Here is a 12,341-nt window from a genome sequence, read left to right on the forward strand (position 1 = left end):
CGCCGGTTTCTCTCCATCAGTCACGTTGCTAGGACTTGCCGGCCATGGTGACCACGACTGACGACAATTCCGATCCCTTCGACGCCATCGTCGATGCGCCTTTCGACGCGGCGCTTTCGGAACGCTATCTCGTCTATGCTCTGTCCACGATTACAGCACGTTCCCTGCCGGATTTGCGGGACGGCCTGAAGCCGGTACACCGCCGCCTGCTCTGGGCGATGCGCCAGCTGAAGCTCGATCCCGCCAGCGCTTACAAGAAATCCGCCCGCGTCGTTGGCGACGTGATCGGCAAATATCACCCTCATGGCGATGCGTCGGTCTACGATGCCATGGTCCGCCTCGCGCAGGATTTCTCGTTGCGCTATCCGCTGGTGCAGGGACAGGGCAACTTCGGCAATATCGATGGCGATAACGCCGCCGCTTACCGCTACACCGAGGCCCGCCTCACCAAGACGGCAATACAGCTCATGGCCGGGCTGGACGAAGGCACCGTCGATTTCGTGCCCACTTACAATGGCGAGGAAAGCGAGCCGGAAATATTTCCCGGCCTGTTTCCCAATCTTCTGGCCAACGGCGCCACCGGGATCGCGGTGGGCATGGCGACCTCAGTTCCCAGCCATAATGTGGCCGAGATCATCGACGCGACCCTGCTGCTGATCGACAACCCCCATGCCGAGCACGAGCAGCTCATGGAGTTGTTCAAAGGCCCGGATTTCGCCACCGGCGGCCTGGTCGTGGATAGTGCTCACGCGATTTCAGCGGCTTATGAAAGCGGCAAGGGCGCCTTTAGAGTGCGCGGCCGGTTCTCGACCGGGCGCAATGCGGACGGCGCCTGGGAGGACACCGGTGTCGAAAAGCTTGGCGGCGGCCAGTGGCAGCTGGTCGTCACGGAAATCCCCTACATGCTGGCCAAGGGCAAGCTGATCGAACAGATCGCTCAGCTCATAGCAGATCGCAAGCTGCCGATCCTGGAGGACGTGCGCGACGAGAGCGACGAGGAAATCCGCATCGTCCTGGTTCCCAAGAGCCGCAATGTCGATCCCGAACTGCTGAAGGAAAGCCTCTACCGGCTGACCGATCTTGAAAGCAGGTTTACTCTCAATCTCAACGTGCTGGATTCGCATCGAACGCCCGGCGTCATGGGGCTTAAGCTCCTGCTGCAGGAATGGGTCTATAGTCAGATCGATATCCTGCTGCGCCGCACACGCCACCGGCTCGACAAGATCGCCTCGCGGCTTGAACTGGTTGAAGGCTACATAGTCGCTTATCTCAACCTTGATCGGATCATCGAAATCATCCGAACGGAGGATGATCCCAAGCCGATAATGATGGCCGAGTTCGGTCTGACGGACCGGCAGGCCGAAGCGATCCTCAACATGCGTCTGCGCTCGTTGCGCAAGCTGGAGGAAATGGAGCTGCGGCAGGAGCGCGAGGACCTGCTGAAAGAACAGGACGACTTGCAGAAACTGCTTGAAAGCCCGGCCCGCCAACGCACGCGCCTGAAGCGCGATCTTACGGCATTGCGCAAGGACTATGCCGAGGATACCGCGCTGGGCCGCCGCCGCACCACGATCGCCCAAGCTCGGCCGACGGTCGAATTTTCGATGGACGCGATGATCGAGAAGGAACCGGTGACGGTGATCCTTTCGCAGCGGGGGTGGATCCGGGCGGCGCGCGGGCACATCGCGCTGGGCGAAAACGGCAACGGGGCCGATTTCAAGTTCAAGGAAGGCGATGGCCCAGCCTTCGCCTTTCATGCTCAGACCACGGACAAGCTGCTTATCGCCGCTGATAACGGCCGTTTCTATACTCTAGGCGCCGATAAACTTCCCGGCGCGCGCGGCTTCGGCGAACCTATCCGCACCATGGTGGATATCGACGCCGATGCGCAGATCGTCGCCGCCATGCATTACCGGGCCAAGGCGCAACTGCTGCTTGCCTCCAACACCGGACGAGGCTTCGCGGCCGAGGCGGACGAACTTCTGGCGGAAACGCGCAAGGGCAAGGGCGTGATGAATACCAAGCCAGGTACGCGCCTGATGGTGGTGCGCGAAATTCCGCCAGAGCACGACCATGTCGCGGTGGTGGGCGAAAACCGCAAGCTGGTGATCTTCAACCTTGAGGAACTACCCGTGCTGGCCAAGGGGCAAGGCGTTACCCTGCAACGCTATCGGGACGGTGGAATGTCCGACGCCATCACCCTGAAGCTTGAGGACGGCCTGTCGTGGACGATGGGCGGAGAAAGTGGCCGCATCCGGACCGAAAAGGACATGGTTATGTGGAAAGTGGCGCGAGGCGCGGCCGGCCGCCTGCCACCCACCGGTTTTCCCAGGGACAACAAGTTCTGAGATCTGCTCTAAGTCCGGGAAGACGATGTTGCCTGCGGGTGATGCGGCACCAGAATCAGCGTGTTGTTCTCCACCCGCCAGCTTGCGAGGCGCGAGAGCAGGTTCATGCCGATTACATTGGCATCGCCAAGGCCGGGCGCGACCACAGCATCAAGCCGACGAGCGACCACATTGCCCATTCGAAGCTCATCGATTGTCGCGACTTGCGCCTCGATCGTTCCGTTCGCGGTATGCATGAGCACTGAGCTGTCGATCGGATTGGCGCGCACTTGCGCCGCACCCGCGGTTTCGGGCGAGATCGCGGTGAGCGTCGCTCCGGTATCGACAAGGAAATCGCGTTTCACGCCATTGATGGTGGCCCTGATCCAGAAGTGACCGTCCGGCTGCATCGGCACTCGCGTTTCGTTCCCCTCCACGCTTTGCCGCGGCATGCCGAGTTGCGGCAAGGCCATGTCCGACCCGGTGGTGAAACGCGTGACTTGCGCTATCGTCAGCAATAGCGCGGCCAATAGGCCAAGATTGCCCAAGCCGCGCAGGAAGCCGCCGAATATTGGAGCGGGTCGTCGCAACATACCGCCCAGCACGCTCACGAAAATCGCCGCCATTGCAAGCGCGAGAAGCGGTTGACCGGCCAGATAGGACGTGATTTCTGAGGGCTTCATGCGTGAGCATTAGATCGTGCTGGCTCACGCCAAAATCAATCTCCATTCTCAAAGGCGGCGTGCGAGTTCTTCATCCAACAGAGCGTCCACGCGTGCCTCCGGCGGAAAGCCTTCGGCGATCCAACGATCCTCGACCCGGCGAAGGATGCGCGCCACTTCCGGCCCGGCACCAATTCCCCGTGCCACGATCCGCCCCCCCTTCAGCGGAAAGACCGGGATGTCCCAACCCGCCAGCGGCGAGATATCGGATCCGGTCAACAACAGCCGGTCCAGCGCGCTTTCGCGCCCCAAGCGATAAGCGAGCGCACGGGAATCGTCCGGTTGCCCGTCCCGTGCGGCGTCTGTGGCCAGGCGCTTCTTCTGCGCCGCGGAGAGGCGAAAGCGCGAAGCCACCTGCTCGGCGAGGGGAACTTGCGCCGGGAGCAGCGCTGCAAGACGACGCAAGGCATCGGGCCGGGCGCCTTGCGCTTGCTCTGCGGCGATCAGTGCCGCAAGCGCTTGCGGGTCCCCTTCGGGCAGGATCACAGCCAGCACCCCAAGCTCTGCCATGCGATGCACGGTCGGCGCCGGATCAGGCAGCCCCAGCAGATTCATCACCTCCATCCCCACCCGTTCCCGCGACAGCCCCTTGAGTGTGGCGGCGAGTTCGGAACAAGCACATTCCGCTTCTTCGTCAGCCGGTTGCGAGCCAAACCTGGCTTGAAACCGGAAATAACGCAGGATCCGCAAATGATCCTCGTGAATGCGTTGACGGGCATCGCCGATGAAGCGCACTCGGCCCTTCTCAAGATCGTCTCGCCCGCCGAACCAGTCGAAAATTTCACCGCTGATGGGATCGGCGTAAAGCGCGTTGATCGTAAAGTCCCGCCGCGCGGCATCATCGCGCCACTCGGTGGCAAAGGCGATCGTGGCCCGACGGCCATCCGTGCTGACGTCATGGCGCAGCGTGGTGATCTCCACCGGCCCATAAGGCAAAACGGCGGTGATGGTGCCATGTTCGAGGCCGGTAGGCACATTGCGAATGCCGGCCGCGTCAAGACGACGGATCACCTCGTCCGGCGACAATACGGTGGCCATGTCGATATCCTTGACCGGGAGGCCCAGCAGCCCATCCCGGACCGCACCGCCGACGAAACGGGTCTTGCCTTCGTCGAGCGCGGCCACAAGCTTCGCGATGTCCGGGCGGTGCATCCAGGGAGCGTCAAGCCGGTCAGTCATGCCAGTTCAATCTTGCAGCGAGGTTATAAAGTATGGCTCCCGTGACGCCCCAGATCACATGTTCCTGCCGCCCGTCCGACCAGGTGATCTCGATGAACTGGTGCTGACGATCCTCAAAATGAACCGCGCGCGTCATTTGGTTGGCCGGATCGAGAACGAAATCGACAGGGACCTCGAACCATTGCGCGACCTCTGCAGGATTGGGGTGAATCGCAAGATCGGGAGGCACGATGCCGAGGACCGGCGTAATGTCATAACCGCTTCCGGTTCGATAACGGTCGCTTGTCCCGATCACGCGCACCGCCGCCGGATCGATGCCGAGTTCTTCATTCGCTTCCCGCAGCGCAGCTTCAACGGCGGTCTCGCCGGCATCGATGCGCCCGCCTGGAAACGCGATCTGGCCGGGGTGAGCCCGCATGTTGGATGGCCGGTGGAGCAGCAGCATGCCCGGCCGCTCTCGCTCAGTGATCGCGATCAGCACCGCGGCCGGCTTGAAATCAGTGATGCCCCACGAGCGTTGATCGGCCCACAGCACCGGCGGCTCTTTCGCATGCCCTGCCTCAAAACGATGGGCGACCTTTTCATGCAAGGTGCTCATGCAGGTAAAAGAGAGAAGCAGGCGCCCCCGCTGGCGACGGAGAGGTCGCCGCGTTCCAATGCGATTTCGGCCAGCTGGAAGTAAGTGCTGCGATTGAGTCGAGCCTCAGTGCCGTGGCGCACGCCCAGGTAAAGCGCCGGCCTGTCCGGATCGCCTTCGGCCCGGATCGGATGGTCGGGCCCGGCGATGACCAAGTCGTCGGTGTTGAGGCGGAAAGCAACGGCGCCGCCGTCCTGCTTCAAGTCAACGGCGATGAAGGCGGCATCCTCAACCTCAATCGCCAGCTTCTGAGTCGGCGTGACCAGCCAGTGGCGTCCTTCTTCATCGCGCGTGAGCAGCGATGCGAAGGCCCGTATCATAGCGGGCCGACGGATTTCGCCGCCTTGGTGAAACCAGCGCCCGTCTGCAGTGATACGCATTTCGCTGTCACCAACCTCTTCCGGCGCCCACTGCGCGACGGGCGGCAGCTTGCGCGTTGCCGCCCAATCCGTCACTTCGGCAAGCGAGAGTCCGGCAAGTTCAGGCGGCGGTTCGTAAGGCATTGCCCTGCGATGCCAGATAGCGTCGCCCCCGCCAAGCATCAGATCGTTTACCAACGGGCGAAAGGCCGGGCGCGTCTGTCAGCCGATCTGCATATCCCGCGCTTCGCCGGGAATGCGCACCACAATGCCGTCCAATGCCTCCGTCAGGGCGATCTGACAGGACAGTCGGCTGGTCCGCGAGACTCCGGCCGCAAGATCCAGCATGTCCTCCTCTTCGTTCGAGGCGGCGGGCAGCTTGTCGAACCACTGGGGCGAGACAATGACATGGCAGGTAGAGCAAGCCATCTGCCCTTCGCACGTTCCCTCCAGCGGCATTCCCGCGTTCTGCGCCACTTCCAGCAGCCGGTCGCCGGCTTCCGCATGCGCCGTGATTCGCGCGCCCTGGGCAGTAACAAAGACTACGCTTACCAATTCAGACTCCCTGCGCCGCAGCAGCGGCATCTATTCTCGCGCAGGCATCCTCAAGCTCCCCGGCGTTAGTATATCTTCCAAATCCGACACGGATAGAGGCTTTGGCATCCTTGTCGGACAGGCCGATCGCGCGCAGCACGTGGCTCGGCCTGCCCGAACCGCTGGCGCAAGCCGAGCCGGCGGAAAGTGCTATGTCGCGCAGATCCGACATCAGGCGCGACACATCGAGCCCAGACAAGCACAGATTGAGGTTGCCCTGCCAGCGACGCGTGGCTGAGCCGTTCAAGGTCCAGCGCGACAAGATCTTCCGCGCGCGAGTCCACAAATCCTCAACCAGAGCAGTGTCGACTTCCATCCGTTTCTTCGCCAACGCAGCGGCGGCGCCAAAACCGGCGCAGAGTGCCGGGCTAAGCGTGCCGGACCGTATACCCTGCTCCTGCCCGCCGCCGTGAATCAGGGGCCTCAGTTCCAGCCCATCCCGGACCCACAAGGCTCCGATTCCCTTGGGGCCATAGAGCTTGTGCGCGGAAATCGCGATCATATCGGCGTTAGTCGGCACGGAAAGCTTGCCCGCTCCCTGCACCGCATCGCACAGGAACAACGCGCCGGCGGCATGAACTCGATCGGCCAATTGCTCCACCGGCTGGATCGTCCCGATCTCGTTGTTGACTTGCATGACCGCGACGAGGCCGATGTCGTCAGCAATGGGTGTCCATGGATCGATCAGCCCTTCGACATTGGCCGAAATCACGTCCACGGCTGGATCAAGGACCCGCGCGGTATCCAGCACCGCCGCATGCTCGATCGCTGAGACGGCAAGCCGCCGCGCACCGCTGCCGCTGAGACCCAGGTTGATCGCTTCGGTAGCTCCTGAAGTGAAGATCACGCGGCCTCCCGGCGGCAACAGCAGGGCAACCTGCTCACGCGCGACCTCCACTGCAGCAGCGGCCGCGCGCCCCGGACGGTGCGGACTGTGAGGATTCGCGAAGCCCATCGCTTCTGGCCCGCTAAGCCAGGGCAGCATGGCCTCACGCGCTTCCGGGGCAAGCGGGGTGGTCGCCTGGTAATCGAGATAGATCATGCGTTCACCTGACCCCAAGCCTCTGCAAAGGCATCAAGCTCCTCGGGCTTGGTGCTCCAACCGACGCTGATGCGCACCGTTCGCCGGGCAAGATCGGGATCAATCCCGAAGCCCTGGAGAACCCGGCTCGGCTTGAGCGTTCCCGATGAGCACGCGCTTCCCGCCGAAATCGCAAATCCCAGCGCATCCATGCGAACCAGCATCGCATTGGCCGAAAGCTTTGGTGCGGCCACCGCGAATATATGGGAACACTGCGGGCCGGGGCAAAGCACCTGACCGTAACGGCCAAGCGCATCTCTGAAACCAAGCCGTTCTTCTGCAGTCGTCGCCCAACTGTCCATGTTCATGGCTTCCAGCGCTGTGGCGAATGCCATCGCTCCGGGTAAATTCTCGGTCCCGGCGCGGTATCCGCGCTCCTGCCCGCCGCTGGGCTTCAGGATGGAGAAATCGCGGACCAACAACGCGCCGATCCCCACCGGGCCGCCCAGCTTATGCGCCGAAATCACGATCATGTCGGCTTCAGGCAGAGGATATTTTGCGGCCGACTGCGAGCAGTCCGCCAGTAGCAGCCCTCCAGCCGCCCGCACGGCTTGCGCTGGAAAATCGCAATCGCTCGTCAGGAGATGAGTGCCCGTTTCCGAATTGACCGATTGAATGGCCACCACCGCGCTTCCCGGCCTGGCCAGAGCCTCTTTCAGATTCTCTTCCCCGACTTCGCCATTGCGGACAGGCAGTTCCTCTGCATCCGGCGCCGCGCGAAACACCGCGTCATGTTCCACGGCCGAGACGAGCCTACGCTGCGCCTTCGCCCGCGTGAGCCCGATTGTCAGCGCTTCGCTCGCGCCCGAAGTAAAGATCACCTCGCCGTTCCACCCCAACGCCCCCCTCACGCGCTCGCGCGCGTTTTCCAGCGCCGCGCGCGCCGCACGGCCTTCTGCGTGAGGGCTGGATGGATTGGCCCAGATCGCAGCAGCGTCCAGCCAGGCATCGCGTGCCTCGGGCAGCATCGGCGTCGTCGCGGCATGGTCAAGATAAGTTCGTTTTGAAGGCATCGCTTGCAACGTTGTTTTCAAGGCAAAGGTTTCTATATACCGAGCCTTCCTTTTTCCACTCCCGCAGGCGTCAGGCGACCCCGTTCGCTGTCGCCGGGCGGGAGTTTCAACAGGTCAGGCAAGAAAAAGCGATGCCCGCAGTCATTTTTCCCGGTCCCGAAGGTCGCCTTGAAGGCCGGTTCCAACCCGCTCCCCGTTCTCGCGCACCGGTAGCCATGATCCTTCACCCCCATCCGCAGGCCGGGGGCACGATGAACGACCGCATCACGCAGCATCTTTACAAGACCTTCGTGAATCGCGGCTTCGCCACCCTGCGCTTCAATTTCCGAGGCGTAGGGCGCAGTCAGGGCAGCTTCGACAACGGCGTGGGCGAACTGTCCGACGCCGCCGCCGCGCTTGACTGGGTGCAGTCGATTCACCCGGAAGCATCGACCACCTGGATCGCCGGTTATTCCTTCGGCGCGCTGATCGGCATGCAACTCTTGATGCGCCGGCCGGAAATTCGCGGCTTCATTTCCGTGGCGCCGCCGGCCAACATGTATGACTTCAGCTTCCTGGCGCCTTGTCCCGCCTCAGGCATCATCGTTCAGGGCGCGTCTGACACCGTCGTCACGCCAAGCGCGGTGCAAAAGCTCGTCGACAAGCTGCGCACGCAACGGCACATCACCATTCATCATGATGAGATCCCGCGCGCAAACCATTTCTTCGAGAACGAAGTCGATGACCTGATGCGCTCGGTCGACAATTATCTCGACATGCGCCTCTCGCCGGATTGCCCGATTAAATAACCAGGCGCCCGTCCCGTAAAATTGCATCAGGCGTCGAGGTTCACTTCGGCGCCTGTTCCTTTTGCGCCTCGCGCGAAAGAGACGTTCCGTTGTGCATCGGCAACACCCAGATGGCGAGATTGATCGCCATGATTGCCGCAAGCGCCAGCATCAACGCCGCCTGCCTGCCGTGGCCGCCACGCCGCAGCAGCGCTACCGCGCCCAGAATCAAGGCTATCACGGTCAGCATGACGAGCGAAAGAGCTATGTCCATGCCTTCGCCTAGCGCGAACGGCGGAGCCGCGCGTGCGCTTTAAAATTGGCGGCGGTCAATATGACCGGGTGACCGTTGAACAAGATGGAATGGCAACGCCCGCATTTGCCGCCGTCGGCCAATTTATCGCGCGGCACCCGGTTAAGCGATGCGCAAGTCGGGCATGCGATGATTACCGGATCGGCCATTTCCTGTCTCCCGCATACCCTCAACGATTGTCGGCCGGGGTGAACAGAGTCAATCCCGCCACCTCTTTCTCAGTCAGCGCAATGCGGAATAGATCCCTCAAGGTTTGTGCGTAATCTGCCGCATCCGCAATGATCCGCTGCTCCGTTCGGCCTGCGCGATGGACGGTCAACTCCCGGTCGACCATCGAGGCGAAACCGTCGGCGAGTGGAATGCTGGCGATGTGGAGAGAGGTGAAGCGCGTGCCGGGCCGGGTTGCCGTCCAGTGGTTGGCCTGCTCAAGATCTTCCAGCGCCACATCGGAAAGGTCGAAGGTATATTGCGCCTGCCAGCCCAGATGCCCCTCGGCGCGGCCATCGGTTGCCGAAGGCGGCCCCGCACGTTCAAGCATCCATTGCCCTCCCATGGATCCGGCCTCGCCTATAAGGCGCAGCCGATGCCGGGCGCCATCGGCGGTCGCGGCCTGGGCGCCATCGACCAGCGGCAATGGCGGGACGTTGCTGCCGCCAAAGCCCGCATCCGCAAGCCAGGACCGCCCATCGATCTGGGCCAGCAGGCAAGCGTGTGTGCGAGGGGGCGTAATGCCTTGGGGCATTCCCAATCGCACCCGCGCCAGGAGTGTACGATTGGGAAAGCCGAGCCGGGTCAGCACGTCCGCATAGAGACGGTTCTGCTCGAAGCAGTAACCGCCCCGGCCGCGCGCGACCAGCTTGTCAAACACGCTTTCCGCATCGATCCGGATGCCGCGACCCAGCGGGATATCGAGATTTTCGAAACCGATGGAGAGACGGTGGGCCGCTTGCAACACCGCGATATCATCGGCGTTTGGGCCAGGCCGGGAACGAAGGCCGATCCGATCGAGGTAGCGGTCAATATCCATGGCCTCCTGATTAGCCCGTGACATCTTCGACAGGCAATGAGGCGCCTCAACCACTCGGAAAAAAGTCTGGAAGCGGGCAGGCGATCGACCTGTCCCCTCGCATTGCCGCTATGCCGTAGCAGCGCTAAGCTCAGGCGTTTCAGCGGGAACCCACCGTTCTCCCGCGAAGGGAGGCGAACATGGAGCCATTGCACAGGCTCGCCGAAGCGATCGGCATCGCGCGCCAATGGCGGTCTGTCGAAGGGACGGCGCAGAGCGTATCCGATGCCTCCTTGGCCATGATCGCGACGGCGCTGGGATATCCTGCGCAAAACGCAGCCGAAATCGCACACAGTCTGCTTCAGATCGAAGCCGAACATTGTCAGCCGCCGAAAATGATCGTCACGGAAGTAGGCATCTCGACGCCGCTTTCCCCCGGCCTCTGCCGCGCCGAGTTGACGGGGGAGGACGGCGTGACCAGGGCAATCCCGGTGAAGGACTGGGTTCTGCCCCCAGTCGAACGCCCCGGCTATTACCGCCTCTCCTTCGGGGGCCATGACGTAACGCTGGCGGTTGCGCCGAAAAGTTGCCCGACCATCAACGATTTCGCGCCGGGCAAGCTCTGGGGACCGGCGATCCAGATCCCGGCCCTGCGCGGAGAGACTATGCATCCCTTCGGGGATTTCGGCGACCTGGACGACGCTGTGCGCCTGTTCGCAAACCGCGGGGCGGACGTGCTGGCGATCAACCCCGTGCACGCGCTGTTTCCCGGCAACGGGAACGACTTCTCCCCTTACTCCCCGTCCAGCCGACTCTATCTTAATGCAGCAATGGGCGCCCCGGAGTTGCTGGACCTGCCCCCTATTCCGGCGCGACAAGGCGGCGCGCTCATCAACTGGGCAGACGCTTTGCCCAAACGGCTGGCGGACCTTCGAGCGCTGTTTGACAGCCTTGACGATGCCGTCCACGGCCGCGTCTCTCGCGACAATGCCTCATACGGGGGCGGATTGCGGCGCCAGGCCCTGTTCGACGCACTGGACGTGCATTTCCGAGCAACAGGCGCGAACGGCTGGCAAGAGTGGCCCGAAGCCTATCGCGATCCGGAAAACGGCGCGGTTGCCGTTTTCGCGGCCGAAAACGCGCGTGAGGTGGAGTTTCACCTTTTCGTCCAGTGGTTGGCGCGTGAAAGCCTGGCGAAAGTGCAGGCTCATGCGCGAGAGGCTGGTATGGCCATCGGCCTGCTGGCCGATCTGGCGGTGGGGGTTCATCCCGGCGGCGCTGACAGTTGGTCCATGCGCGATGCCATGCTGCAGGGCCTTACCATCGGCGCGCCGCCCGATCCGCTTGGGCCGCACGGGCAGAACTGGATGCTTACCGGTTTTTCGCCGCAAGGTTTGAAACGCAGCGGCTATGCCCCATGGATCGAAACCATTCGCGCTGCGCTCCGCCTGACGGGCGGTCTGCGAATCGATCACGCCTTCGGCCTTTCGCGTCTATGGGTGGTGCCCGAAGGCGAGGCATCGCACGCCGGCGCTTATCTGGCTTACCCTTTCCAGGACCTGCTTCGCCTCGCCGCTCTGGAAGCGCACAGGGCCAAGGCGCTGATTATCGCTGAGGATCTCGGCACCATGCCGCCCGGCTTCGCGGGGGCCATCGCCGAGAAGAAGATGCTGGGCATGCGAGTGCTGTGGTTTGAGCGCGCCGCGGATGAAGGCTTTATCGGCGGGAGCGATTATACGCCCTGCAGCGTCGCCATGACCGGCACGCATGACACGCCCACGGTCGCCGGCTGGTGGAGCGGGCGCGATCTGGAATGGGCGAAGGCCCTGGGCCGTCTGCCCGTCGATTCCACCGCTGCGCAAGAAGCCGATCGCCGCGACTGGGATCGCGGACTGCTCTGGGCCACTCTCACGCATGACGCGGCCCCCCGCCCCGCGCCGAACGACCCCAAGCCGGTGGTGGAGGCGGCATTGCGGCATATCGGCAGTGCCGCCTCGCAATTGGCGATCGCGCCGCTGGAGGACCTGCTGGCTGAACGCGAGCAGCCCAATCTGCCGGGCACGGTGACCGAACATCCCAACTGGCGGCGGCGGCTGGATGCCCCTCTGGCGGATCTATTGGAAAAGCCGGAAAACGCCGCGCGGATCGAGGTGCTGGCTTCAGCGCGGGAGGCGGCGGAGGACGGCCTTCTGCCCACGGCTTGTCTCGGCCGTGATCTGCGGCGTGGGGGCTGAGGGAGCGGGGGGGCGGAGGCATGGCTTATCGCCCGCTGGCGAGTGCGGGATAGAGCCGGGGGACGCGAGGGGCACGAGGGAGAACATCGGGCCGGCGTTGGGGCGCCCG

13 protein-coding genes are annotated in these 12,341 nt (G+C 63.2%); 3 read left to right on the forward strand and 10 right to left on the reverse strand.

Translation table 11 applies throughout. The features are described from left to right. The first annotated feature begins 44 nt into the window (after nucleotides 1-44). The gene (gene parC / locus V7D69_RS09850) at nucleotides 45-2,348 is read left to right on the forward strand and encodes a DNA topoisomerase IV subunit A (protein ID WP_333605705.1); all 2,304 of its coding nucleotides are present in this window, start codon (nucleotides 45-47) and stop codon (nucleotides 2,346-2,348) included. An 8-nt stretch (nucleotides 2,349-2,356) separates the two neighbouring features. Here the strand turns inward: parC and V7D69_RS09855 are convergent, their stop codons facing one another. The 7 genes from V7D69_RS09855 to V7D69_RS09885 all read right to left on the reverse strand — a co-directional run bounded on the left by V7D69_RS09855 (nucleotide 2,357) and on the right by V7D69_RS09885 (nucleotide 7,912). Then, nucleotides 2,357-3,010: a retropepsin-like aspartic protease family protein gene (locus tag V7D69_RS09855; protein WP_333605706.1), complete on the reverse strand. Its 654-nt coding sequence runs from the start codon at nucleotides 3,008-3,010 to the stop codon at nucleotides 2,357-2,359. A gap of 48 nt (nucleotides 3,011-3,058) precedes the next feature. Then, complete coding sequence (locus V7D69_RS09860) at nucleotides 3,059-4,228, reverse strand: CCA tRNA nucleotidyltransferase (protein WP_333605707.1); 1,170 nt, start codon at nucleotides 4,226-4,228, stop codon at nucleotides 3,059-3,061. Next, nucleotides 4,221-4,826 carry a CoA pyrophosphatase gene (locus V7D69_RS09865; protein ID WP_333605708.1) on the reverse strand — a complete coding sequence of 202 codons (606 nt, stop codon included), beginning with the start codon at nucleotides 4,824-4,826 and terminating at the stop codon, nucleotides 4,221-4,223. Before V7D69_RS09865 ends, V7D69_RS09860 begins: the two co-directional genes overlap by 8 nt. Further along, nucleotides 4,823-5,368: a DUF1285 domain-containing protein gene (locus V7D69_RS09870; RefSeq protein WP_324060844.1), complete on the reverse strand. Its 546-nt coding sequence runs from the start codon at nucleotides 5,366-5,368 to the stop codon at nucleotides 4,823-4,825. Before V7D69_RS09870 ends, V7D69_RS09865 begins: the two co-directional genes overlap by 4 nt. A gap of 78 nt (nucleotides 5,369-5,446) precedes the next feature. Then, a complete protein-coding gene (locus V7D69_RS09875) occupies nucleotides 5,447-5,779 on the reverse strand; it encodes a 2Fe-2S iron-sulfur cluster-binding protein (protein ID WP_324060843.1) in 333 nt (110 codons plus the stop codon). 1 nt (nucleotide 5,780) lies between these two features. After that, a complete protein-coding gene (locus tag V7D69_RS09880; RefSeq protein ID WP_333605709.1) occupies nucleotides 5,781-6,860 on the reverse strand; it encodes a cysteine desulfurase family protein in 1,080 nt (359 codons plus the stop codon). Continuing rightward, nucleotides 6,857-7,912, reverse strand: coding sequence for a cysteine desulfurase family protein (locus V7D69_RS09885; RefSeq protein WP_333605710.1), 1,056 nt, complete (start codon nucleotides 7,910-7,912; stop codon nucleotides 6,857-6,859). Before V7D69_RS09885 ends, V7D69_RS09880 begins: the two co-directional genes overlap by 4 nt. Before the next feature lie 131 nt (nucleotides 7,913-8,043). On the opposite strand from V7D69_RS09885, the gene V7D69_RS09890 reads away from it, so the two are divergent. Then, complete coding sequence (locus tag V7D69_RS09890; RefSeq protein WP_324062994.1) at nucleotides 8,044-8,700, forward strand: alpha/beta hydrolase; 657 nt, start codon at nucleotides 8,044-8,046, stop codon at nucleotides 8,698-8,700. Between the two features lie 40 nt (nucleotides 8,701-8,740). Here the strand turns inward: V7D69_RS09890 and V7D69_RS09895 are convergent, their stop codons facing one another. Genes V7D69_RS09895 through V7D69_RS09905 form a run of 3 tightly spaced genes read right to left on the reverse strand, consistent with a single transcriptional unit; the run spans nucleotide 8,741 to nucleotide 10,019 of the window. Then, the gene (locus tag V7D69_RS09895) at nucleotides 8,741-8,953 is read right to left on the reverse strand and encodes a hypothetical protein (RefSeq protein ID WP_324064770.1); all 213 of its coding nucleotides are present in this window, start codon (nucleotides 8,951-8,953) and stop codon (nucleotides 8,741-8,743) included. Between the two features lie 8 nt (nucleotides 8,954-8,961). Further along, entirely contained in the window at nucleotides 8,962-9,141 is a 180-nt protein-coding gene (locus V7D69_RS09900) for a hypothetical protein (RefSeq protein WP_324064771.1), read from the reverse strand. 20 nt (nucleotides 9,142-9,161) lie between these two features. Next, nucleotides 9,162-10,019 (reverse strand): arylamine N-acetyltransferase family protein, encoded by an 858-nt coding sequence (locus tag V7D69_RS09905; RefSeq protein ID WP_333605711.1) that lies wholly within the window; start codon nucleotides 10,017-10,019, stop codon nucleotides 9,162-9,164. 179 nt (nucleotides 10,020-10,198) lie between these two features. Here V7D69_RS09905 and malQ point away from each other — a divergent pair, with 179 nt between their 5' ends. Next, nucleotides 10,199-12,232, forward strand: a complete 2,034-nt coding sequence (gene malQ / locus V7D69_RS09910; RefSeq protein WP_333605712.1) for a 4-alpha-glucanotransferase — start codon at nucleotides 10,199-10,201, stop codon at nucleotides 12,230-12,232. Nucleotides 12,233-12,341: the final 109 nt, after the last annotated feature.

The sequence above is a fragment of the Novosphingobium sp. genome (genome assembly GCF_036733805.1).
Taxonomy (GTDB): domain Bacteria; phylum Pseudomonadota; class Alphaproteobacteria; order Sphingomonadales; family Sphingomonadaceae; genus Novosphingobium.

Coding starts and splice junctions, on each gene's coding strand:
- parC (WP_333605705.1), top strand. CDS start 45: ATGGTGACCACGACTGACGACAATTCCGATCCCTTCGACGCCATCGTC.
- V7D69_RS09900 (WP_324064771.1), bottom strand. CDS start 9,141: ATGGCCGATCCGGTAATCATCGCATGCCCGACTTGCGCATCGCTTAAC.
- V7D69_RS09885 (WP_333605710.1), bottom strand. CDS start 7,912: ATGCCTTCAAAACGAACTTATCTTGACCATGCCGCGACGACGCCGATG.
- malQ (WP_333605712.1), top strand. CDS start 10,199: ATGGAGCCATTGCACAGGCTCGCCGAAGCGATCGGCATCGCGCGCCAA.
- V7D69_RS09865 (WP_333605708.1), bottom strand. CDS start 4,826: ATGAGCACCTTGCATGAAAAGGTCGCCCATCGTTTTGAGGCAGGGCAT.
- V7D69_RS09895 (WP_324064770.1), bottom strand. CDS start 8,953: ATGGACATAGCTCTTTCGCTCGTCATGCTGACCGTGATAGCCTTGATT.
- V7D69_RS09860 (WP_333605707.1), bottom strand. CDS start 4,228: ATGACTGACCGGCTTGACGCTCCCTGGATGCACCGCCCGGACATCGCG.
- V7D69_RS09890 (WP_324062994.1), top strand. CDS start 8,044: ATGCCCGCAGTCATTTTTCCCGGTCCCGAAGGTCGCCTTGAAGGCCGG.
- V7D69_RS09855 (WP_333605706.1), bottom strand. CDS start 3,010: ATGAAGCCCTCAGAAATCACGTCCTATCTGGCCGGTCAACCGCTTCTC.
- V7D69_RS09880 (WP_333605709.1), bottom strand. CDS start 6,860: ATGATCTATCTCGATTACCAGGCGACCACCCCGCTTGCCCCGGAAGCG.
- V7D69_RS09905 (WP_333605711.1), bottom strand. CDS start 10,019: ATGGATATTGACCGCTACCTCGATCGGATCGGCCTTCGTTCCCGGCCT.
- V7D69_RS09870 (WP_324060844.1), bottom strand. CDS start 5,368: ATGCCTTACGAACCGCCGCCTGAACTTGCCGGACTCTCGCTTGCCGAA.